Source organism: Arthrobacter sp. AFG20, assembly GCF_002892795.1.
Taxonomy (GTDB): domain Bacteria; phylum Actinomycetota; class Actinomycetes; order Actinomycetales; family Micrococcaceae; genus Arthrobacter.
Genome location: NZ_PJMC01000010.1, coordinates 164,566 through 186,630, shown reverse-complemented (window position 1 = coordinate 186,630; position 22,065 = coordinate 164,566). Strand labels below are relative to the sequence as shown.

The 22,065-nt window shown below is 63.3% G+C and carries 17 protein-coding genes and 2 pseudogenes; 11 read left to right on the top strand and 8 right to left on the bottom strand.

Features of this window, described 5'->3' with window-relative positions:
- The first annotated feature begins 281 nt into the window (after positions 1-281).
- Positions 282-1,274 (top strand): quinone oxidoreductase, encoded by a 993-nt coding sequence (locus CXZ05_RS13780; RefSeq protein WP_079599235.1) that lies wholly within the window; start codon positions 282-284, stop codon positions 1,272-1,274.
- A gap of 13 nt (positions 1,275-1,287) precedes the next feature.
- Here the strand turns inward: CXZ05_RS13780 and CXZ05_RS13775 are convergent, their stop codons facing one another.
- Positions 1,288-1,479: a hypothetical protein gene (locus CXZ05_RS13775; RefSeq protein ID WP_079599232.1), complete on the bottom strand. Its 192-nt coding sequence runs from the start codon at positions 1,477-1,479 to the stop codon at positions 1,288-1,290.
- A 381-nt stretch (positions 1,480-1,860) separates the two neighbouring features.
- Here CXZ05_RS13775 and CXZ05_RS13770 point away from each other — a divergent pair.
- Positions 1,861-2,076 (top strand): annotated as a pseudogene (locus tag CXZ05_RS13770) (transposase); the annotation flags it as partial.
- Here CXZ05_RS13770 and CXZ05_RS13765 read toward each other — a convergent pair.
- The 6 genes from CXZ05_RS13765 to CXZ05_RS13740 form a co-directional block, all read right to left on the bottom strand.
- Positions 2,055-2,279 carry a hypothetical protein gene (locus CXZ05_RS13765; RefSeq protein WP_176156968.1) on the bottom strand — a complete coding sequence of 75 codons (225 nt, stop codon included), beginning with the start codon at positions 2,277-2,279 and terminating at the stop codon, positions 2,055-2,057. The pseudogene CXZ05_RS13770 and the gene CXZ05_RS13765 sit on opposite strands and share 22 nt — an antisense overlap.
- A 350-nt stretch (positions 2,280-2,629) precedes the next feature.
- A complete protein-coding gene (locus CXZ05_RS13760; protein WP_079599233.1) occupies positions 2,630-3,517 on the bottom strand; it encodes an NAD(P)-dependent oxidoreductase in 888 nt (295 codons plus the stop codon).
- A gap of 13 nt (positions 3,518-3,530) precedes the next feature.
- Positions 3,531-4,316 carry an N-acyl homoserine lactonase family protein gene (locus CXZ05_RS13755; protein ID WP_102973107.1) on the bottom strand — a complete coding sequence of 262 codons (786 nt, stop codon included), beginning with the start codon at positions 4,314-4,316 and terminating at the stop codon, positions 3,531-3,533.
- Positions 4,313-5,839, bottom strand: a complete 1,527-nt coding sequence (gene tcuA / locus CXZ05_RS13750; protein ID WP_079599236.1) for an FAD-dependent tricarballylate dehydrogenase TcuA — start codon at positions 5,837-5,839, stop codon at positions 4,313-4,315. The genes CXZ05_RS13755 and tcuA (CXZ05_RS13750) overlap by 4 nt, the downstream gene beginning before the upstream one ends.
- Positions 5,840-5,855: 16 nt before the next feature.
- A complete protein-coding gene (locus CXZ05_RS13745) occupies positions 5,856-7,328 on the bottom strand; it encodes an aldehyde dehydrogenase (protein WP_219726555.1) in 1,473 nt (490 codons plus the stop codon).
- Positions 7,329-7,442: 114 nt separating this feature from the next.
- Positions 7,443-8,108 carry a GntR family transcriptional regulator gene (locus tag CXZ05_RS13740; protein WP_079597023.1) on the bottom strand — a complete coding sequence of 222 codons (666 nt, stop codon included), beginning with the start codon at positions 8,106-8,108 and terminating at the stop codon, positions 7,443-7,445.
- A 1,045-nt stretch (positions 8,109-9,153) separates the two neighbouring features.
- Between CXZ05_RS13740 and tcuA (CXZ05_RS13735) the strand changes: the two genes are divergently transcribed.
- The 5 genes from tcuA (CXZ05_RS13735) to CXZ05_RS13715 all read left to right on the top strand — a co-directional run bounded on the left by tcuA (CXZ05_RS13735) (position 9,154) and on the right by CXZ05_RS13715 (position 15,080).
- On the top strand, positions 9,154-10,605 hold the full coding sequence (gene tcuA / locus CXZ05_RS13735) for an FAD-dependent tricarballylate dehydrogenase TcuA (protein WP_079597024.1): 1,452 nt from the start codon (positions 9,154-9,156) through the stop codon (positions 10,603-10,605).
- Between the two features lie 78 nt (positions 10,606-10,683).
- Entirely contained in the window at positions 10,684-11,460 is a 777-nt protein-coding gene (locus tag CXZ05_RS13730) for an electron transfer flavoprotein subunit beta/FixA family protein (protein WP_079597025.1), read from the top strand.
- A gap of 11 nt (positions 11,461-11,471) precedes the next feature.
- On the top strand, positions 11,472-12,446 hold the full coding sequence (locus CXZ05_RS13725) for an electron transfer flavoprotein subunit alpha/FixB family protein (RefSeq protein ID WP_079597026.1): 975 nt from the start codon (positions 11,472-11,474) through the stop codon (positions 12,444-12,446).
- Positions 12,447-12,451: 5 nt separating this feature from the next.
- Complete coding sequence (locus CXZ05_RS13720; RefSeq protein ID WP_079597027.1) at positions 12,452-13,873, top strand: cytochrome b/b6 domain-containing protein; 1,422 nt, start codon at positions 12,452-12,454, stop codon at positions 13,871-13,873.
- A gap of 127 nt (positions 13,874-14,000) precedes the next feature.
- Positions 14,001-15,080, top strand: coding sequence for a PrpF domain-containing protein (locus CXZ05_RS13715; RefSeq protein ID WP_079597028.1), 1,080 nt, complete (start codon positions 14,001-14,003; stop codon positions 15,078-15,080).
- A 67-nt stretch (positions 15,081-15,147) separates the two neighbouring features.
- On the opposite strand, the gene CXZ05_RS13710 is transcribed toward CXZ05_RS13715, so the two are convergent.
- Positions 15,148-15,801 carry a GntR family transcriptional regulator gene (locus CXZ05_RS13710; RefSeq protein WP_176156836.1) on the bottom strand — a complete coding sequence of 218 codons (654 nt, stop codon included), beginning with the start codon at positions 15,799-15,801 and terminating at the stop codon, positions 15,148-15,150.
- A gap of 1,896 nt (positions 15,802-17,697) precedes the next feature.
- Between CXZ05_RS13710 and CXZ05_RS13705 the strand changes: the two are divergent.
- From CXZ05_RS13705 to CXZ05_RS13690, 4 genes and pseudogenes are all read left to right on the top strand, one after another.
- Positions 17,698-18,379: pseudogene (locus CXZ05_RS13705) on the top strand (GntR family transcriptional regulator).
- On the top strand, positions 18,348-19,868 hold the full coding sequence (locus CXZ05_RS13700) for an MmgE/PrpD family protein (protein WP_079597031.1): 1,521 nt from the start codon (positions 18,348-18,350) through the stop codon (positions 19,866-19,868). The pseudogene CXZ05_RS13705 and the gene CXZ05_RS13700 overlap by 32 nt, the downstream one beginning before the upstream one ends.
- Positions 19,868-20,773 (top strand): methylisocitrate lyase, encoded by a 906-nt coding sequence (gene prpB, locus CXZ05_RS13695; RefSeq protein ID WP_079597032.1) that lies wholly within the window; start codon positions 19,868-19,870, stop codon positions 20,771-20,773. The genes CXZ05_RS13700 and prpB overlap by 1 nt, the downstream gene beginning before the upstream one ends.
- Positions 20,774-20,802: 29 nt before the next feature.
- Positions 20,803-21,939, top strand: a complete 1,137-nt coding sequence (locus CXZ05_RS13690; RefSeq protein WP_079597033.1) for a bifunctional 2-methylcitrate synthase/citrate synthase — start codon at positions 20,803-20,805, stop codon at positions 21,937-21,939.
- Positions 21,940-22,065 lie beyond the last annotated feature (126 nt).

Sequence of the window (22,065 nt, the reverse complement as noted above, 5' to 3'; positions counted from 1 at the left end):
TCATGCGGGGTGCCGTCTTCGGCCGCATCGCGGGCGCGAACGCCGCGGTTGCCGCCAAAGCCAGGAGCGAGAAGAACGAAGTCGCCGCATGACCGGGTTTGCAGCAGGTCGTTACGTGCCGGCGCCAGACCGTCGTCCGTGCGGCGGTTCCAGTACCCCTCAACAGCGCCGAGCAGAAGCTCGCGCAGGTGTATAAGCTGCGAAACCACAACACCCTAAAGCGAGCATTAGAGCTTGTGGAGGCATTGGATGGCAGTGTGAGAGCGGCAAGGGAGAGAACTATGAAGGCGATTCGAATCTACCGGTACGGCGGGCCGGAAGTGCTCCAGCGAGAGGAGGTTCCGAAGCCAAGTCCGCTGGCAGGAGAGGTCCTGGTGAAGGTTGCCTTCGCCGGAATTAACTTCATGGACGTGCATACTCGTCAGGGTAAGTATGAGGCCTCACAAACGTACCCGGTTCGCCTGCCCCTTACGCTTGGAATGGAGGGATCGGGCATTGTCGAAGCCGTAGGGCCAGGAGTTAGGCGTGTGGGAGTCGGCGACCGGGTTGCATGGTGTATCTCTTGGGGAAGCTATGCGGACTTCGCCGTTGTACCGGAAGATCGTCTAGCAGTTTTGCCATCCGGCGTGAGTTTGGATTTGGCCGCAGCTGCAATCTTTCAAGGCTCCACTGCGCACTACCTCACTCACGATGTGGCTCAACTGGCCGCTGGTAGCACGTGCTTGGTTCATGCCGCCTCTGGTGGCATCGGACAACTGTTGGTTCAATATGCAAAGCGGCTGGGCGCAACGGTCTTCGCAACGACCAGCACGGAGGAGAAAGCAGAGATTCCGAGACGCTTCGGAGCTGATCATGTAATGCGCTATGACGACGGACGCTTTGCGGATGTCATCCGCGAACGTACCGGAGGAAACGGAGTTGATGTGGTGTTTGATGCCGTAGGCAGCCCTACCTTGCGAGACAGTTTTCGCGCGGCTCGCACTCGAGGCTTGGTTATCAACTACGGATCTGTAGCAGGTTCACTCAAGGACCTGGATCCGATCGAACTTGGCGAGGCTGGATCGCTCTTTCTGACGAGGCCTCGGCTTGCTGACCACCTTGCGGATGCGGAAACGGTTCAGCGACGTGCCGATGACGTGTTCGGTGGGTTGCTGGACGGATCAGTCTCCATAGAAATCAACGGCCGCTACTCTTTCGCTGAAGTCGAACAGGCCCACGCAGCATTGGAAAGTCGCCATCAGATCGGAAAAGCAGTCCTCCAGCTGCATACCTAGAATGCACCAAATCCTACCGTTCCTTGGGGGTCAGATCTTTGATGTTTGTCTTGAGTTTCCAGGCAGCGTTTTTGATCCGGGCGTCCTGGATGTAGCCGTTGACACTGCGGTCGATGGTGGCCAGGAACTGGCGTAGTGGTGCTGGGGCTTTGTCGGCGGCAAGGAACGGTTGCAGGAGCCCGTTGTGGACCTTGGTGTAGAACACGGCGCTTGCGTTTGGCCGGCCTCGGTATTGGTGTAGGTGTTGCTGTGGGGGCGGCGTTCCATGAGTCCGTTGCGGCGCATGCGCGCGAGGTCATAGCTCATTTGGTGGGTTCTGTAGCCGGTGCCGAGCAGATTCTTCACCCGGGCACGCATGCTCCGGTGGGTGGATCCGACGGCAGTTAGGCTGAGACATAAAGCGCTGAGCAGTGCCATGACCCGGGGGTCGCCGAACCGCAAGGCCCGGCCCTCCTTCATCCTCGGTGAGGGTGGGCTGTGCGACCCGCTCAAAGGCTCGGACCGCAATGACACAGCCCTGCCAGACACGTTCAGTATCGGGCGGCTGGGCATTGATGTCACGGGTTTTTGTCTGCAGCTCATTTAGTTCTGCGCCCCTGCCAATCTCTGGCAACGCGGATCCAACGAGAGTACAAACGGGCTGCTGCGACAGTACTTCCCGAAAGGCAGCGACCTGAGAATGCCTACGGGCCCGCGGATCTGGAGCACGTCGACCAGGAACTCAACGCCCGACCACGCAAAAACACTTGAGTGGGACACCGCAGCCGAGCGGGCAGTGTTTCAGCTCGTCAAACATGCCTGAATGTCGGCCTCAAACACCCAGTGATACCTTCGGGTGCCCAGGGCATGTATTTCGACGATCGCATCCTGGGCCCGACGATTTGGACGGAAGTCCGCTTCGAAGATCGGTCCAACACCAATGCCAGAGATACCTAAACCACCCGATTCCTCCCAGTGAGAATGCCGCGCCGCCGGAGCTTGCTGCTGCCAGGTTTGGGGATCCATGCGGCCCCTTACCGGCAACGGGACAAAAGCCCGGGACGTAGACAGCTCCCTGACCTCGTCCAGAAACTGCTCGGTTTCGGCACCGCCACCCCGAGATGCACAGCACTCTGGCCGCCCACACCGCGCTCGGCCGCCTCGGCCAGTCCGACGAGATCGCCGACGCTATCGCCCGCCTCGCGCCGAGCGAACTTCGCTAAGAGACGGCCGAACGCAGCGAAGTCTCCGTGGCAGCCTGCTCTAGAACCCTGCGGCTAGACACGTGCAGAATGACGAAGCCGTAGGAGGCTGTCTCTCCCACCCCGGTGCTTCATAGTCGCAGGCGCTATTAGACGGTCATCGGGCAGCGGCGGTTATTCTCCAAGGCGCTTCTTGGATGCCCGTTCACTTGACCAGCTATCGTAGAACTGCTGGAGGGCCACGATGTCTTGGTCCGCGAGGCCGGACAGCATCGCCATCTGGTAAATTTCCCTTCCCGTGGCAGCCACAGGTGAGGGCACACGCAGGGACCGCGCGAGCTCCATTCCGAGCGCCAGATCCTTCTCCCCGAGGGAGATTGTGAAGCCCGGAGTGAAATCACCGGCAAGCGCCTTCGGCCAACGCTTGGTGAAGTGCTGAGAGGTGCCGCCGCTTACGGAGAGCACGTCGAAGAGGCGCTGGGGGTCGACGCCGGCTGCGCATCCGAGCGAAAACGCTTCGGATGCGGCGAGCACATTCGCCATGGACATCATGTTGTTGACGATCTTTACGACCTTGCCGGTACCGAGGTCCCCTGTGCGGCGGATCGTCCCAAGCTGTTCGAGCGCTGCCGAGACCGCATCGATGGTCGCGTCGTCCCCGCCAACCAGGAGCGAGAGCCTTCCTGTCTCCGCCTCGCCGGGGCCACCGCTGACTGGGCAGTCCACACTGCGGACACCTCGACCGGTCGCCGCGGACGCGATATCGCGCATGGTGGTGGGCATGATCGTGCTGAGTTCGACAACGATCGCGTCCTCTCGTGCCGCAGCGACGAGTCCGCCAGGGCCGAGCCACACGTCGCGCACGATCGAGTCGTTCGGCAGACTCGTGAAGACGATGTCGGCGTCTGACACCGCTTTGTCGAGGGTGGACGCGGTCGTGACTCCGGCGCGTTCCCGCGCTCCTTCTGCGGCATCGAAGCCGACCACCTCGAACTTCTCGTCCAGTCGTCGGGCGACGGCACCGCCCATGTGTCCGAGTCCTACTACGGCGATAACGTTCATGATCTCTGTCTCCTCAGGCAATGCGGACGACGCGGCCCTCGAGTCCGGGGACTGCTGGGTGGCGTTCAAATACGCGCGGGTCATGTCCTGGTATCACTCGCCCGGCGGGAACCAGGGAGTTCATCAGGTCGAAGCTGTCGTACATCTGGACCAGGTCGGTGAAGATCGAGAACGGGTGTGACTGCTCAACCTCCTCGTAGAAGTGGGCTGCGTCGCCGGCGAGAAGCAGGTCCCCCGATGCCGTGCGCACCCTCACCGCTTGCGATCCCGGTGTGTGGCCGGGCACGCTGTGCACCCACACGCCGTCGGTCACCTGCGCATCTCCACGGACGAACCTCACCTTGCCCTCGTAGACGCGATCAAGGACGGTGTGCAGGTCCGGCAGGGAGCCGAGCCGGGCGATCTCTGATCGGGTGGCCGCTTTGCCCGTCCAGAACGCGATCTCTTCCTCCTGCAGCACAATGTCCGCGGCGGGGAAGCCTCGGAGGCCGCCGACGTGGTCGAAATGCAGGTGGGTGAGAACGATGAGCGGCACGGTCGCGGGATCTATGTCGAGCCAGCGCGCCGCATCCCACGGTTCAGCGAAGTGCGGGCGATCCCACTCCGCTGCCTTCTCGGAGGTGAAGCCGCAGTCGACGAGAATGTCGCCTTCTGCCGACCTCAGCACGAAGAAGTAGTAGTTCAGTGGCGCGGGCTCGTCGGCCGGCGTCCCGGCGGTGCCAAGAAAGTAGTGTCCTCGAGTACCGCTCGGGTTGTCGGCGAACCGGATGGCGTAGACCTCGTGCACCAACCCGGTCATGCGGCGACTTCGTTCTTCTCGCTCCTGGCTTTGGCGGCAACCGCGGCGTTCGCGCCCGCGATGCGGCCGAAGACGGCACCCCGCATGAGGCCGGTTCCTGCACCGTAGTTGTGATAGAAGAATCCACCTGCGATTTCGCCCACGGCATACAGGTTGGCCATCACCTTCTGCTCCTGCGTGATCACCCTGGCCTGCTCGTCGACCCGGAGCCCGCCGTAGGTGAAGGTGACGCCGCAGGTCACCGGATAGCAGACGAAGGGACCCTGGTCGATCCGGCGGGCCCAGTTGCTCTTAGCGGGCTGCCCGGCGGGCTTCGCGGCGACACCGTCGAGCGAGAAGGGATCGGTTCGTCCTTCGGCATCGTCGGGGACGGCGGCGTTGAAGGCGTCGACCGTGTTCCGCAGCCCCTCCGCCGAGATGCTCAGCTTCTCGGCCAGCTCCTCGAGGGTGTCGGCGACGACCGGCTGCGACGTGCTGTAGCGCGGCTCCAGGAGATGCACCACCTTCTGGTCGAAGATCTGGTAAGCCTGCGCGCCGGGCTGAGCCCGGATGGCCCAACCGGTCTTTGCATAGGTCAGCCAGACCTCGGTCTCGCCCTCGTCGACGAAGCGTTCGCCCGCGTCGTTGACCAGTAGTGCGTAGGGGTAGGAGTAGCGGCTGAACTTGTCGGTGTACCGGAGATCGCCCATGGCTGGTGCGTCCTGGGAGAGGGGCACGGCGTGCGCGCCGCCCCAGTGCCCGGCGGGTTGAGCACCTGCATCGATCGACTTCCGCAGCATCTCGCCCATGTTGTATCTGGTACCGCGCACCTTCACGAGGTCCCAGCCGTCTCCGAGGTAGCGCAGACGCATCTCGGGGTTGGCCTCGAATCCGCCTGCGGCGAGTACCACCTGGCCATGGATGTCGAGGAACGAGTCTTCGAGACGCACCCGCACCCCCAGTACGGTGGCGCCTTCCGCGATCAGCTCGGAGGCGGGGGCGGAGTACCAGACATCGATGTCCGCGGCTTCGACGGCGGCGTAGAGCCGCTCGATCAGACCGATCCCCTCGTGCCGGGCGCGAATGGCCCCGCCCGGGGGCAGCTGGATCGTCGTCCCGTCAGGCTGCTTGTCGGGATCCATGAGCTTGTCCGCGGTCAGGTCCCATTCGACGCCGAGGTCGTGCATCCACTGCAGGGTCTCGAAGGAGCGATCGATGGTCGTGTCGACGAGGGCGGGGTCAGGCCGCCCGGCGGAGGTCCGCATCCAGTCTGCGCGGTAGGTCTCCGCTGTGTACGGCTCGGACTCGACCCGCCCGTACCAGCGCTCGTTGGAGGAGTGGAGGATCGGTTTCATGGCCTCCAAGCCATCGTGCGCCGCGCGGAAGATGCCGCCGGAGAATCGGGAGTTGCCGCCTCGTTCCTCCTCGGTCGCGGCTTCGAGCACGAGCACGCGGGCGCCGTTCTCGTGAGCCGAAAGCGCCGCAGTCAGAGCAGCATTGCCCCCGCCGACGACGATCACGTCGTAGTCTTCGTTTTTTGCCATGCTGATGGTCCTTTCCTCAGGTGCGGATCATGAAGGGGTCGCGAACCTCGTCGGAGGTGTCGATCATGATGTTTTTCGTAAACAGGTAGTCGTCGAGGGCCTCGATACCGCGCTCACGGCCGTAGCCGCTTCGCTTCGTGCCGCCGAACGGCGCCTGCGCGGCCGATGTGCGATAGGTGTTGACCCACACCACGCCGGCCTCGAGCTCGTCGGCCATGCGCAGTGCTCGATTGAGATCACGGGTCCAGACGCCGCCCGCCAGTCCCTGCTCGCTGTCGTTGGCCCGTTCGATCGCCTCGTCGTCGCTGTCGAATGGCATGATGCTCAGCACGGGCCCGAAAATTTCCTCCCGTGCGATCGTGCTGGCCGGGTCGACGTCGGCAATGACGGTGGGCTCGACGAAGAAGCCCTTCGGTGCACCGCTCACGTGCGCCGCGCCACCGCCGGTGACAACGCGACCGGCGGACCCGGCCGATTCCAGCAGGCGGGCGATGCGCTCGAACTGCGGTTCGTTCGCCACGGGCCCCATCTGGGTCGCGGGATCGCGAGGATCTCCGAGACGGATCGCGCGCGCCCGTTGTGCGACCGCGTCGATCACCTGCTCGTAGACCGGGCGTTCGACGAGCAAACGTGAGCCCGCGATGCAGGTCTGGCCGGCAGCCGCGAAGATGCCCGACACCGCGCCCGCGACGGCGCGTTCGAGATCGGCGTCGGCGAAGATGATGTTGGGCGATTTGCCGCCGAGTTCGAGGGTCACCGGCACGAAGCGAGCTGCAGCGTTCTCGGCGACTCGCCTGCCGGCCGGTCCGCCTCCCGTGAAGCTGATCTTGTCGACGCCAGGATGGCTGGTGAGCGCTTCGCCCACGACGCTGTCGCCGGTGACGACGTTGACGACTCCAGGAGGGAATCCGACCTCGAGCGCGAGCCGGCCGAGTTCGGTGGTGGTGACGGATGCGTGCTCGGATGGTTTGATGACGACCGTGTTGCCAGCAGCGAGAGCAGGCGGCAGCTTGTTGCCCAGCAGCGCGAGCGGGCTGTTCCACGCGGTGATCAAAGCGGCGACCCCGTAGGGGCGGCGAACCGTGTAATCGAGGATGCGGGGGTTATCCAACGGGATCGAGGATCCGAACAGCTTGTCCGCGGATCCGGCGAAGAAGTCCAGGTTGCGCGCCAGGAACTGCATCTGCGTGCGCGTCTCGCGGATGACCTTCCCGTTGTCCGTGCTCTCCCACTGCGCCAACTGCTCGGCATCGCGACGGATCGCCTCGCCCAGCGCTCTCATCAGGCGGCCCCGCTCCACGCCAGGCGTGCGGCCCCAGGACTTGGCGGCGGCTCGAGCGGCCCCGACGGCGGCGTCCACATCAGTTGCGGTGCCCGCGGGCACAGTGGCCCAGACCTCGGAGTCGAAGGGATTGACGGATTCGAATGTATCCCCGGACGAGGACCCGACGGCCGAGCCGTCGATAATCATGGATGCGGAGTAGGCCACAATGCCTTCCTTCTGTGTAGTCTGTCGACAGACTTCAAGGCTAGACGCATCGACATCATCGGTCAAGAGGGCGACGGGATCGGCGTCGAAGGCCAGGGGGACGGCGGATACGTCTCAGTCCAGAGTGTGCGCGTGGATCATGGCGACGATGCTCCGCGTGCTTTGGATCATGTGGAGGCGCATCTGCTCCGCCGCGGCATCGGGGTCGCCCGTCACGACGGCTTCGAACACCGCGCGGTGCTCTCGGAGCACCTCCTGGGCACGGTCCGGGGCCGCTCCACGGGCGAGGCGCGCCACTCGGAGCTGTCGTTCGATCTCGTCGCTGTACTGGAGCAGCTTCGGGTTCTGCGTGAGCTGCCCGAGCGCGTGATGGAAGTCGATCTGGTGGGGGTAGCTTCGGGCCGGATTGGAGAGGACGTTCTCGAGCTGGTCCATGACCGACTTCAGCCGGTCACGCCCCGCATCGTCGATTCGCTCCGCGGCGAGGCGGGCGACCTGCATTTCGATGGCGAGCCGTACTTCGCCAAGGTGGTTGACGCCCTCCGCGTCGGGACTGGCGACGAAAGCTCCTCGACCGGGCACCATGCGTACGAGTCCTTCTCCGTTGAGGTCGCGCAGGGCCTCACGGAGCGGCGAGCGGCTGATCTGCAGACGGTCGCTCAGTGCCAGTTCGTTGATGCGATCCCCGGGAGCGAGCTTGCCGGAGAGGATTTCCTCGCGGATCAAGTCGCTGGCGATATCCGAGAATTTACGAGTTCGGAATTGTGTCAGGTCGGTCATCGCTCGTCCTCTTCTCCGCCATCGAACAGCGATCTCTGAGTCGTGCAGCACGTATGGCCGCGGGAGCGGACCACACGGCCGTGACTGCGACGATCGTCAGCTGACTCCACATTACCGCTCCCACACCCACTGGCGGGGGAACTCTCCAGCGGTGACGACATGACGGACAACGGCGTGCCGATCATTGAGCATGGTCTCTTGCCTTGTCCGCAGCGCGATGGGGTCCCGCGGTCCGCAACGCTGCCCTGATTGCTCCTCTGGCCCGGCAAGATCTGGTTGGCCGCAGGGCTGCCACCGATGCTGCAACGCAGCTGGGTGTATCCGTCTGGCAGTTTTACGTTCTTATTGAACGGTTCAGACACGGTTCCGGCAATGTGACGGACCTCCTACAGGACAGTCGGATGGCGGGACGCGGCAGCGGGCGGCTGGTCAAACTTGTCGAGGACGTGGTCCAGGAATTGATCCGTACCGGCTACCTGAAGCGGCAGTAGCTTTCCCTGGCGGCCCTTTCACCGTGGCATCGTCCAGGCTTGTTTAGTTAAGGGGGCTGGCCGCACCGTCCCGGGAGCACAGTCGCTCGCCGGATAGCAGCTCTGCAGCCTGTCGGAGTTACCCGCTGGAGGGAAGGCACGGATGCGGCCCGTCCTCTGCTTGGATTCTCGGGGCCCCTCGGCCTCTCCCCCGCCGTCGGCGGGCCCGCGGATGTTCCCGTCGATGACGACCTTGTGGAAGGCATCGCCGAGTTGGGCAGGAATAGATACAACCCGCGAAGAAGTGAACTTCTAAGGCTAGTTTCCTTGTATCCGGCGGAACGCGTTCCTTTTCGCGGCGTCCACTGGCATGTCCTCGTTCGCAACGAATCAACGACGCCATTGCGGACACTAGGGGCAAACTTGGCCTGTCGCCTGTCGGCAGCCGACAGAATGCGATACACTTTTGCCATCGTTCACACAACGTGGCGTTGGCACAACACGGTGGAAAGCCTGTGGCAGAGCATGCGCTCCGTGTATTGGCGGTAGCACCGCAGGAGAGGCTAGGAGTAGCAATGACCGAAAAATACGACGTAGTGGTCGTGGGTGGGGCAAGCGCTGGCTTCGCAGCGGCGGCAGCCGCGAAGGAGGCTGGCGCGGAGAAGGTTCTCGTCCTCGAAAAGGCGACTCGTGACCTAGTTGGCGGCAACTGCCGCTACTCGCTCATGGGATTCCGTTTCGTTCACGACGGAACCGACGAGTTGATGCAACTCATCCCGGAACACGAGCGGGCGGAGCACGCACGGGCGCGAGTCGCTCCGTACACGAAGGAGAAGTTCATCGCTGACCTCAATCGGGTCACGCGTGGGCGGATTGACAGCGAACTGGCCGAAGTCCTAGCGGACGATTCTCGTGATGCAATCGCCTGGATGACTAGCCTCGGGCACAAATGGCGCTTCCGCAACCCGGTCGACATGGGTGACTACACCCACTACGATCCCGGCACGGCGGTCTGCCCGGTCGACGGCGGCCTCGGCCTTGTCGAGCGCTGGATCAAGATCGCCGAAGGCATGGGCATCGATTTCCGAACCGAGTCCTCCGTGACTGGTCTGCTTGGTGACTACCGCGGCGTCCACGGCGTGCAGGTTGACGGACCTCAGGGACGCTATGAAGTCGAGTGCGACTCAGTCATCCTGGCGAGCGGCGGGTTCCAAGCGAGCGCCGAGCGACGTGGTCGATACCTCGAGCAGAACGCCGACCTGATGAAGGTTCGGGGCAGCCGCCACAACACTGGCGAGGTCCTGCAGATGGCGATCGATCTCGGTGCGAAGACTGCCGGTCAGTGGCAGGGGGCACACGCCAGCCCTGTCGATCTTGACACGCCCCCGGCGGAAATCGACGACTCCGTCAACCGGTACGCCTACCCCTTCGGCATCACGGTCAACGCCGAGGCCAAGCGCTTCTTCGACGAGGCCGAGGCGCACCGCACCTACACCTACGCGAAGACCGGCTGGGCCGTGCTCCGGGAGAACGGCGGCTATGCGTTCCAGATCTACGACCAAAAGTCCGTCGAATATTTCCCAGTCGAGTACGCGCAGGCGACGCCGATCGTCGCCGACAGCATCCCCGAACTCGCTGAGAAGCTCGGCCTCGACCCTGCCGCACTCACGACGACGGTCGACGAGTTCAACTCCGCGATCGACCAGAGCGTCCCGTTCGACGCGACGAAGGACGACGGCCGACGCACTCACGGTCTCACGCCCAACAAGTCAAACTGGTGTCTGACCATCGAAGAGGGACCCTTCCTCGCCTATCGGGTCACCGCAGGCATTACTTTCACGTTCGGCGGCCTGGCAGTCAACCGTGACTCTCAGGTGCTGAATCAGTCGGGGCAGCCGATGAAGGGACTGTTCGCCACCGGCGACATCCTCGGCCTCTTCTTCCACAATTACCCGTCGTGCACCGGAATGACGCGAAACGTCGTGTTCGGCGGACGTGCCGGCGCTGCAGCAGCCGGGGTGTTGTAGGCCCCCTCGAATCAGGGCACGGGAGGCGATCCATACTCCCGTGCCCATGGGGAGGCGTAGACGGAAGAGAGGAGTCCGATGAAGATCGTTGTCTTAGTTAAAGAGGTCCCCGATACCTACGGAGACCGCAAGCTGAGCCTGGAGACAGGTCTCGCGAATCGTGCTGCGAGCGACGCGGTGATCGACGAGATTGGTGAGCGTGCTTTGGAGCTCGCGCTGAGTCACGTTGACAAGAATCCGGACGCGGAGGTCGTCGTGCTGTCGATGGCTCCAGCGACCGCGCAGGCGACCCTACGCAAGGCGTTGGCGATGGGTGCGGGATCAGCAGTGCAGGTCGCCGACGAGCGGCTCCTGGGCGCGGATCTCGGCCTCACGGCCGAAGTACTCGCCGCCGCATTGCAACGGACCGGGTTCGACCTCGTGATCGCGGGCAACCTCTCGACCGATGGATCGGGAGGCGTGATCCCGGCGATGATCGCGGAGCTGCTGGGCGTGCCGAGCGCCACGGCGTTGAGCGACGTCGAGATCAATCCCGGAAAGGTTTCCGGCGTCCGCTCACTGGATGGCGCGACGATGGCGGTGTCGGCGACGCTGCCGGCCGTCATCTCCATCACCGAAGCGCTGCCTGATGCGCGGCTCCCGAACTTCAAGGGCATCATGGCCGCCAAAAGGAAACCCCTTGAGACGCTTTCGCTCGCGGATCTCTCTATCGATGCGGAGGACCATTCCGCCTCTCGGTCGATCGTCATCGGGTTAAGCGAGACGGCGCCGCGCGCGGCGGGCTTGAAGATCACTGATGAGGGTAACGCGGGCGAGCGTCTCGCGGAATTCCTGATCCAGAACCGGTTCGTGTAAGAGAGGGCTAAATGTCGGAATTTACGGAAGACCCGATCCTAGTGCTAGTGGATGTCGACCCCTCGGGGGGTCTTGCTAAGTCGTCGGCAGGACTGTTGGGGGCCGCGGCGCAGATCGGCACGCCGGTCGCAGTGATCGTGGCGACAGATGCCGCATCCCTCGCATCGCAGGCGGCGGATCTGGGCGCAGCCGTGGTGCTGACGGCGCCGGGTGACGCAGCCCTCGTGGCGGCGTCACACGTGGACGCGCTCACGGCTGCGGCGGATCGCGTGCGCCCGCACGCCGTGCTCGTGTCAAACTCCGTCGAGGGACGTGAGGTCGCGGCCCGGTTCGCCGCGCGGACGCGATCTGGTCTTGCGGCGGATGCCGTCGCCGTATCGCGGGACCAGGAGGGCGTGGTAGCACATCACTCCGTGTACGGCGGTGCTTACAGCGTCGACTCCGCAGTGACGTGGGGCGCACCCGTGATCACGATCCGTCAGGGCGCGGTCGAAGATCGCGCGCAGGCCCGCACTCCTGTCGTGCATGAGCTCGAGGTGCGCGACTCTGGAAAGCCGGCGGCATCCGTAGAATCGCTGGAAGAAACCGTCGTCGTCTCTTCGCGCCCCGAGTTGCGCGGTGCCACGAAAGTGGTTTCGGGAGGCCTGGGGCTCGGATCGGCCGAGAAATTCACGCTCGTCGAGCAGCTCGCAGACGTGCTCGGCGCGGCCGTCGGCGCATCGCGCGCGGCAGTGGACGCGGGCTACGTGCCGTCTTCATACCAGGTCGGGCAAACCGGCGTATCGGTGTCGCCGCAACTGTACATCGCGGTAGGTATCTCCGGCGCGATCCAGCACAGGGCCGGCATGCAGACTGCCAAGACAATTGTCGCTATCAATAAAGATCCGGATGCCGCGATCTTCGAGATCGCCGACTTCGGGGTGGTCGGGGACCTGTTCGAGATCATGCCTCAACTAATTTCTGCACTCGAAGCGAAGAAGGTCTGACTGCCGTGGCAACCCAACCCCGATCCTTTCGTCGAGGACTGCCGCGCATTCCCGGAGGAGATTCCTGGCCTGCCGTCGTCGCGGCTGTAACAGATGCCGCAGGTCCCGTGATCGCGGATCCGATCTTCCCTGATCTGGCCGTGGTTGTGGATCCTACCCCGGCTGCGGTATCCGCCCCGGCTTCGGTGCGAGCCGAAGCGTGGAACGACGCCGGAACCGCACCCAGGTCGCCGCGCCAAGGTCTGCCGCGGGTCGCCGGTGGCGAACCTTGGCCCGCGGCTTTCGCCGCCCACCCTGCCGCGGCGGGCATCCACGGCGACGTGGAGGAGACGGCAGCCGCTGTACCGGCGCGGCGGATGGGCCTGCCGCGCGCGGCAACAACAGCGGCCAGCCAAGCCGTAGCCGCTCCCGTGGCAGCCCCGACCACACCGGCCGCGACTTCCGTCGATCCCGCTCCCCACCCGCTTCTCCCGTCCACCCGCACGGAGCAACCGGAGATCGCTGCGCAGCCCACGCCGCCGCCGAATCGAGACGGCCGGTTCTCGCGAGGTCGGTGGGCACGCGCCGTTATGAGCGGTGTCGGGCTGATGGTGGCCGCAGGAATGGTCGTGGCGCTCACGCGCTGGTTCCTGAGCGCTAAATTCATGCAGGACTTCCTCGCCACCTATCCCGGCGAGTACGAGCTTCCAGTTGGCGCGCCAGCCGGGGTGCCGACGTGGCTTGGCTGGCAGCACTTCTTCACGGTGTTCCTGATGGTGCTGATCATCCGGTCGGGTCTAGGAGTGCGCACGGAAAAGCGGCCCGCCCTCCTCTGGTCGCCGCGCAACAACAGCGACCGCAAGATCAGCATGAGCCTGTGGTTCCACCAGGCGCTCGACATCCTCTGGATCCTCAATGGCATCGTCTTCATCGTACTGCTGTTCGTCACAGGGCAATGGATGAAGATTGTCCCCACATCGTGGACCGTTATCCCGAACGCTGTCAGCGCCGGCCTGCAGTACATGGCGCTGGACTGGCCCACTGAGAACGGCTGGGTGAATTACAACAGCCTGCAGCAGCTTGCGTACTTCGCTACCGTGTTCCTAGCGGCGCCGCTCGCGATCGCGAGCGGCGTGCGAATGAGCCACGTCTGGCCGAAGAAGGCCACACGCCTCAGCAGGGCCTACCCGATCGAGTGGGCGCGCGCGGTGCACTTCCCCGTCATGATCTACTTCGTCGTGTTCATCGTCATGCACGTCGCACTGGTGTTCGCGACGGGCATGCTTCGCAACCTCAACCACATGTACGCGGGCCAGGATGCCGTGAGCTGGGACGGGTTCTGGATCTTCGCGGCATCCCTCGTCGTCATCGCCTCAGGCTGGATCGCGGCGCGCCCCGTCGTGCTCGTCCCCATCGCACGATTGTTCGGCAAGGTCAGTCGGGGATGAACGGCGCCTTGCCGAGCATTCATCGCGATGGTGCCTAGCGATTCCGGAAATGTAACAGCAAATGTTGACAGTTCACAGATGCAACGGCTAGGCACCGTCGCGACGATGCAAACCACAGGAGGAAAACGTGATTCAGGATTCGTTCGGCATTCCATTCGTGCTCATGAGGGGAGGGACGAGCAAAGGCGTATTTCTGCATGCCGCGGATGTGGCGCCGTACGCGGGCTGCCTGGACGATCTGCTGCTCTCGATCATGGGGAGCCCCGATCCGATGCAGATCGACGGGCTTGGGGGAACGTACTCGAGCACATCCAAGGTCGTGATCGTCCGTGCCGTCGGAAACGAGATCCACTATCGCTTCGCGCAGGTGGGAGTGGAGCGCGCCGTGGTGGACTGGAGCGGGAACTGCGGGAACCTCACCACAGCGGTTGCGCCATTCGCGATCGACGAGGGTCTCGTCCCAATCACCGGGGGGCGGATGCAGGTGCCACTCTTCAACGAGAACACGGACGTCTCGATCGAGGCCGAACTCTTCACGAGCAACGGGCGCGCGGCGGTTAAGGGGGAGCAGATTGTCCCCGGCGTCCCCGGATCGGGATCGCCCATCACGACACGCTATCTCGATCCGGCGATCTCGGGACGAGCGCTGCCCACGGGGCGGGCCATGGACGCGCTCGTCGTCGACGGTGAACACATCCCGTGCTCGATCGTAGCGGTGACCCATCCCTACGTGCTGGTCGATATGGCAGTCCTCGGGGGGAAGCTCGCAGTCGACGAGATCGACGGCGATATCGCGCTGGTCGAAAAGGTGGAGCGCATCCGCAACGCAGCAGCACATCTATTGGAGGAATCAGGACTGCACGCGGATGGCGGCCCTGGACCTACATGGCCGCGGATAGCGATGGTCGGACCAGGGGCGGATGATGTCGATCTCCTGGCTCGGTCGTTCTCGATGGGTCGCCCTCATCGGGCGCTGCCGATGACCGCGGCGATGTGTATCGCGGCCGCAGCGCGGCTTCACGGCACGCTCGTGCACTCTCACGCGGCAGTATCAGGCGCATCAATCCGGATCCGGCACCCGAAGGGCGTCGTCGAGGTCGAGTCGCTCCTCGATGATAAGGATGGAGTGGCATCGGTCGGTGTGACACGCACAGCGCGCAGGATCGCAGCAGGCGTGGTCTACGTCGACGATCTGACGCGCAGCTGACGGGCAACAGCGAGGCAAAAGAGGCGATACGCGCGCTTGGCCGCCCGCCACCCCCTTTCGTGCGCGGTCAGGAGACGATGAGGGCGATGATCGCGTCGTTGCTCGCCGTGATGTGGGACCGCATCTCGCGGTCAGCGCGCTCGACGTCACCGGCTAGAACGGCATCCGAGATGGCGCGGTGCTCGGCGAGGACTTCTCGCGCTCGCGTGGGCGAGTTGCCTGAAGCGATCCGGGCCAGTCGCAGCTGTCGCTCCACCTCGTCGCTCAGCTGGCTCAGGCGAGGATTCTTGGTGGCTCGGCCAAGGAGGTGGTGGAAGTTGAGGTGGTGCGGGTACGGGCGATCGGGTGCCGCGATCGCTTCCTCGATCTCGCCGATCATCTGTTTCAGCTCCGCGCGATCGCTTTCATCGGCCCGCTCGGCGGCGAACCGTGCTACAGCGCATTCGACCGTGAGTCGGATTTCGCCGATCTGAGTGACGGTCTCTATGTCAAAGCTGGCAACGAACGATCCCTTGCCGGGTGACATCGTGACCAGGCCTTCGCTGGTCAAATCACGAAGCGCTTCCCGGAGCGGAGACCGACTGATCTGCAGTTCCTCGCTCAGAGCGATCTCGTTGATGCGCTGCCCCGGAGCGAGTTCGCCGGAGAGGATCTTCTCTCGAACCACCTCAACTGCGACGTCGGAGAACTTCTTGACGCTGAACCGATTCGCTGTGTCCATGTGTTGCTGCCTTCCTGGCGACCTGTACCAAATTATAGCCGACTGCATGCTGTCGACCATTGATGTTCTAGCCTCGTGCCGGGTGTCAAAGTCACGGGAAGTGATCCATTGCCACTCTGCGGAGCGATGGTATACTACCGATGTCGACTGACGGCTGGCGACAGATGGCAAGGAGGCCATAATGAAGGAAACTGACAAGCAGTGGAAAACGGGCTCTCGCGGTCGTTGCGATTCCCGCTTCCGTTGGGCTCGTCGCCGGCCGCGCCGGTGGTGGCAACCGTCGAGCGAGGGCAAGGAAGTGGTGAGGCTCGGACGCCGCAAAGAGTTCGGCTCCCGTCCTGGAATTCAAGGAACGGTGGACAGCTCATGGGCAGGGTTACGCTAATGCCATCTCCTTCCCCGAAGGAGGCAGCCGGCCTTCCGCGACTCGAAACTTTGCTGACGGCAGTTCTTGGCAAGTTTTTTCGGCCTTCAACTCTCTCACCGACCGCGCATCGATGTGCCGGGTCGGCCCAAAGATGTGCGGCTAGTGCAGTTCCGGACGTCCTCGCTTTCGCCCCAGCATGCTCACTTGAAGAAGAGAGTGACAAGCCCTCTCGTTCTAACGGCTGAGATCAATTCGCGAGCCTGGATCAACTCGGCTTTAACGGCGAAGCCGGGACGATGGTCCATGAGGACTGGCACCTGCCCAGCCCCCAGTCACACAAAAACTCCACGGCAAACTGGTACAGCTCGTAGTCCCGGTCGAGCGGCGGGATGACTTGAAGAGCTGCGTTGGCAAGAATCTCCACCGAAGCAGGTTAGGGCACCGAGGTAGGCAGCCGAGTGACCAGACGCTTGTCGAGGAAGGGCCTGTTGGGATCACCCTCATAGTCCGCCTCACTGACCTGGGCTTGCCCGATACCAACATCCACGTGCAAGCAGCACAAGGGTTCGACTGTCCGACTAAGCCCTGGACCTTGGTTCACGGACGAAGACGGAGAGCGCCTCCCCGATCTCGTGCGGTGAATCTTCCTGTAGGAAGTGGTACCCGGTTACATTCAATTCGCGCTGGTTTGGCCAGCAGCCCAGTGAGTTAACACCTCCCCCGGGAGTTACCCATGTATGTGCCGGATCCGTTCAAGGACGTCATTCGTCCCGTCACTGAAGTACACCCAAAGCTGACACATGGTCCCCCGCCTGGTCCTCAGAACAACCGGGATTGATATGCCTTCGAAGAGAAGTCCGGTCAGCCCGCCCACAGCCGGGGCAATTCTCCTCAGCTGGCAGCGTCGCAATTCTTTGCTCTGTGGTACCCAATTGGCCGGCATCCTTCTGTGAGTCTGCCCTGCCACCTTCACGATAAATCTGCACCCACATTGATCTTGGTGCTCATATCACTAGGAGGTGCAGGTTTCACTGCCCTCGCGTTCGGCGGTGACGGATGTTCGTCGGTGCGTTCTTTGCAGTCGCAATCGGCTGAAGTGGGACTGGCCTCGCCCAGCTCGTGGTTGTCCGGCAAAACACCGACTACCCAGCGTTGGCAACAGATGTCCAGCAGACAGGTTTCGGACTGGGATCGGCCACAGGTCCTTTAGTCATAGGGATGCCAATCGAGTACTTCGTTCTAACGACAGCTTTGGACGACAGCGCTCTGCTCAGCCTGTTGGGAACACTCATAAAATTCGTCGCACGTTATGACCTGGCTTTACGCGCTTCTTGCCCCCAACCTTGATGACTTACATGCCCGCCATACTCAACACGTATGAGGTTTTTTCGGCGACGACATGGGTGGTGCGTCCTTCGGTAGTTGGCTGCCAACCGCCCACGTATCTTTCCATCGCTCGAATGTATACATGAAGTGCCTTTCCTGGACCTATTCTTGCATCTGGCGGGTTCCTTGTATACATTATCTCCATGCGTGCAAGCGAACGGGCTTACCAAACTCTCCGAGAAGAGATCCTGGATTGGAGTCTCCTTCCGGGAACGGTTCTGGCCGAAGTCGAACAATCGGAACGGCTCGGAGTGTCCCGAACTCCTCTTCGGGAGGCTCTGGGAAGGTTGGGCGCCGAAGGTTTGACCCGGACTGCCCGGGGTCGCGGAGTCGTCGTCAGTGACGTCTCGCTGGAGGACGTTGACGAACTGTTCGAGCTACGCGAGACACTTGAAGGCAAGGCGGCTGCCTTGGCGGCGGAACGGGGAGACTCAACAGTTTTCCGGGAGCTGCAGGAAGAGCTGCTGGCCGCGCCTGGGCTCATCAATGATGGCGATCCTGCCCGTCATGATTACTACGGGCTGGTTGGCCGGCTGGATGAGGCCATTGAGGCGGCCATCTCTAACTCTTACTTGGCCCAAACCATGCGCGGCCTTCGGGTGCACCTTGTTCGGGTCCGGCGGCTGGCCGCCGATGACGCCACCCGGCTTACAGCCGCAGCCGCGGAACACGCAGCCATTGCCGAAGCCATTGCCGCCGGCAATGCCCGACTTGCCGAAGCAGCCACCACGCTTCATCTGCACCGCAGTCTTACCCATCTCAAGGCCACCCACACGCCTCAATAAGGAGCACCATGGTCAAGAACAACCACGTCCGTGTCTATAAGAGCGAAGAAAGCCTTCCCCGCAAGGAACAGCTGGCGCACAAGATCGCTTTGGTCGCCGCCGACCCCGTAGAGGTCACTGACGACGTCACGGAGATGGTGATCAACCGGATCATCGATAACGCGTCGGTGGCGATCGCTTCGCTGAACCGTGCCCCGATCGTGGCCGCGCGGGCTCAGGCCCTCACTCACGGCCCCTCCACCAATGGCAAGGGGTCGAAGGTCTTTGGCATCGGCGACAACGTTTCGCCGGAGTGGGCGGCCTGGGCCAACGGGGTAGCTGTCCGCGAATTGGATTACCACGATACTTTCCTGGCGGCGGAGTATTCCCACCCTGGTGACAACATCCCGCCGATTCTGGCCGTGGCACAGCATGTGGGTTCCAGCGGGGCTGACCTTATCCGCGGTATCGCCACGGGGTATGAGATTCAGGTGAACCTGGTCAAGGCGATCTGCCTGCACAAGCACAAGATCGACCACGTGGCCCACTTGGGCCCGTCCGCCGCGGCGGGCATCGGCACCTTGTTGGGGCTCGACGTCGAGACGATCTTCCAGTCCGTGGGCCAGGCGCTGCACACCACGACGGCGACGCGGCAGTCGCGCAAGGGTGAGATCTCCACATGGAAGGCCCACGCTCCCGCGTTTGCCGGGAAGATGGCGGTCGAGGCGGCGGACCGGGCGATGCGCGGCCAGACATCCCCGGTGCCGATCTATGAAGGCGAAGATGGTGTCATCGCCTGGCTCCTCGACGGCCCGGACGCCTCCTACCAGGTCCCGCTCCCCACTCCCGGGGAAGCCAAGCGCGCCATCCTGGACACCTACACCAAGGAACACTCCGCCGAATACCAGGCCCAGGCCTGGATCGACCTCGCCCGCAAGCTGCATAAGGAGCACCCCGAAGCCGCCGACCCGGCCAACGTGAAATCCGTGCTGATCAAAACCAGCCACCACACGCACTACGTCATCGGCTCAGGCGCGAACGATCCGCAGAAGTACTCCCCCACCGCCTCCCGTGAGACGCTGGACCACTCGATCCCCTACATCTTCACGGTGGCCCTGCAGGACGGGGCCTGGCACCACGTGGACTCCTACTCCCCCACCCGTGCAGCCCGACCGGACACGGTGGAGCTGTGGCAGAAAGTGTCCACCGAGGAAGACCCGGAATGGACCCGCCGCTACCACTCCCTGGACATCAACGAGAAGGCCTTCGGCGGGTCCGTGGAGATCACCCTCACCGACGGCACCGTCATCAAGGACGAGATCGCCGTCGCCGACGCGCACCCGCTCGGTGCCCGCCCCTTCGGCCGGGAACAGTACATTCACAAGTTCCGCACCCTCGCCGCCGGCCTCGTGGAGGAAGCCGAAATCGAACGGTTCCTCGCCGCCGTCGAACGCCTCCCCGAACTCGGCTCCGGGGAACTGGACCAGCTGAACATCACCGCCGCCCCCGGCATCATCGACCCCAACGCCGCACCCAAGGGACTCTTCTAATGCTGTATTCCAAAGTCACACCCGAGCAGAAAAGGATCCGGTTCCGCGAGCTCCTCGCCGCCGGCACCATCGCGCAGTTCCCGGGCGCGTTCAACCCGCTCTCGGCCCGGCTGATCGAGGAGAAGGGCTTCGCCGGTGTCTATATCTCCGGCGCGGTCCTCGCCAACGATCTTGGCCTGCCGGACATCGGGCTGACCACGCTCACTGAAGTCGCCACCCGGGCCGGGCAGATCGCGCGGATGACCGACCTGCCCGCCATCGTGGACGCCGACACCGGCTTCGGCGAACCGATGAACGTGGCCCGCACCGTCCAGGAAATCGAAAACGCCGGCCTGGCCGGCCTGCACATCGAGGACCAGTTCAACCCCAAACGCTGCGGCCACCTCGACGGCAAAAACGTCGTGGACCTCGATACCGCCACCAAACGCATCCGCGCCGCCGCGGACGCCCGCCGCGACCCGAACTTCCTCATCATGGCCCGCACCGACATCCGCGCCACCGACGGACTGCAAGCTGCCAAAGACCGCGCCAAAGCACTGGTGGACGCAGGCGCTGACGCAATCTTCCCTGAAGCCATGCGCGACCTCGCCGAATTCCAGGCCATCCGCGACGCTGTGGACGTGCCCATCCTGGCCAACATGACCGAGTTCGGCAAAAGCGACCTCTTCTCGACGAGAGAGCTGCAGGCCGTGGGCGTCAACATGGTCATCTACCCCGTCACCCTGCTCCGAAGCGCCATGGGGGCAGCTGAACGGGTTTTGGACACGCTCAAGAGTCTGGGAACCCAAGAAGTACGTGTTCCTGAAATGCTCACCAGGGCACGCCTCTATGACCTCGTGGACTACGAGGCCTACAACAAATTCGACTCCGGCATCTTCAACTTCCAGATCCCCCACACCCGCTAATACCAAGAACTGCAACGAAGGAGTTCAGCGTGACTGACACAGAGATCAAAAAGGGCCTCGCCGGTGTTGTCGTGGACTACACCGCCGTCTCCAAGGTCAACCCCGACACCAACTCACTGCTCTACCGCGGGTACCCGGTCCAGGAGCTCGCCGCTAAATGCAGCTTCGAAGAGGTGGCCTACCTGCTCTGGAACGGTGAACTTCCCACCCCGGACCAGCTCGCGGAATTCACAGCCCGGGAACGGGCCGGTCGTGCACTCGACCCTGCACTCAAGGCCATTATCGACGCCTTGCCCAAGAATGCCCACCCCATGGATATCTGCCGTACGGCAGCCTCGGTGCTGGGAGCACGGCATGAACTGGCAGAAAATTCGTCGCCCGAGGCCAATATGAACAAGGCCATCGACCTTTTCTCGGCGATGCCCGCCGTCGTGGCCTACGACCAGCGCCGCCGCCACGGACAGCACATCGTCGAACCACGCGACGATCTTGGCTACTCCGCCAACTTCCTCTGGATGACCTTCGGCGAAGAGCAGGTCCCGGAGGTGGTGGACGCCTTCAACGTCTCGATGATCCTGTATGCAGAACACTCCTTCAACGCCTCGACATTCACCGCCCGGGTTGTCACCTCCACCCTCTCGGACCTGCACTCTGCTGTGACCGCTGCCATCGGCGCTCTCAAGGGCCCTCTACACGGCGGTGCCAACGAAGCCGTCATGCATACCTTCGACGAGATCGGCATCCGCAACGACGAGTCCCTCGAGGACGCCGCGGCAAGGGCCAAGGCCTGGATGGAAGACGCCCTGGCCCAGAAGAAGAAAGTCATGGGGTTCGGCCACCGCGTCTACAAACACGGCGACTCCCGTGTGCCCACCATGAAAGCCGCACTGGACAAGATGATCGCCCACTACGGTCGGCCTGAACTCCTCGGACTTTACAACGGCCTGGAACAGGCCATGGACGAAGCCAAAGCCATCAAACCCAACCTCGACTACCCCGCTGGACCCACGTACCACCTCATGGGCTTCGATACGCCGACATTCACGCCCATCTTCGTGGCCAGCCGCATCACCGGCTGGACGGCACACATCATGGAACAGTCCGCATCCAACTCCCTTATCCGCCCTCTAAGCGCCTACAACGGGGTAGAGCAGCGATCCATGTAGCTGGCAATCTTATTGCCTCTCGATTCCAGCGGTGAGGTGTCCGATGATCACCCGGATCATCAAAATATCGCAACGATTACGGCACCTCACCGTCTGTTCGCCAAGCAACACGACGCGGCCTGCGTT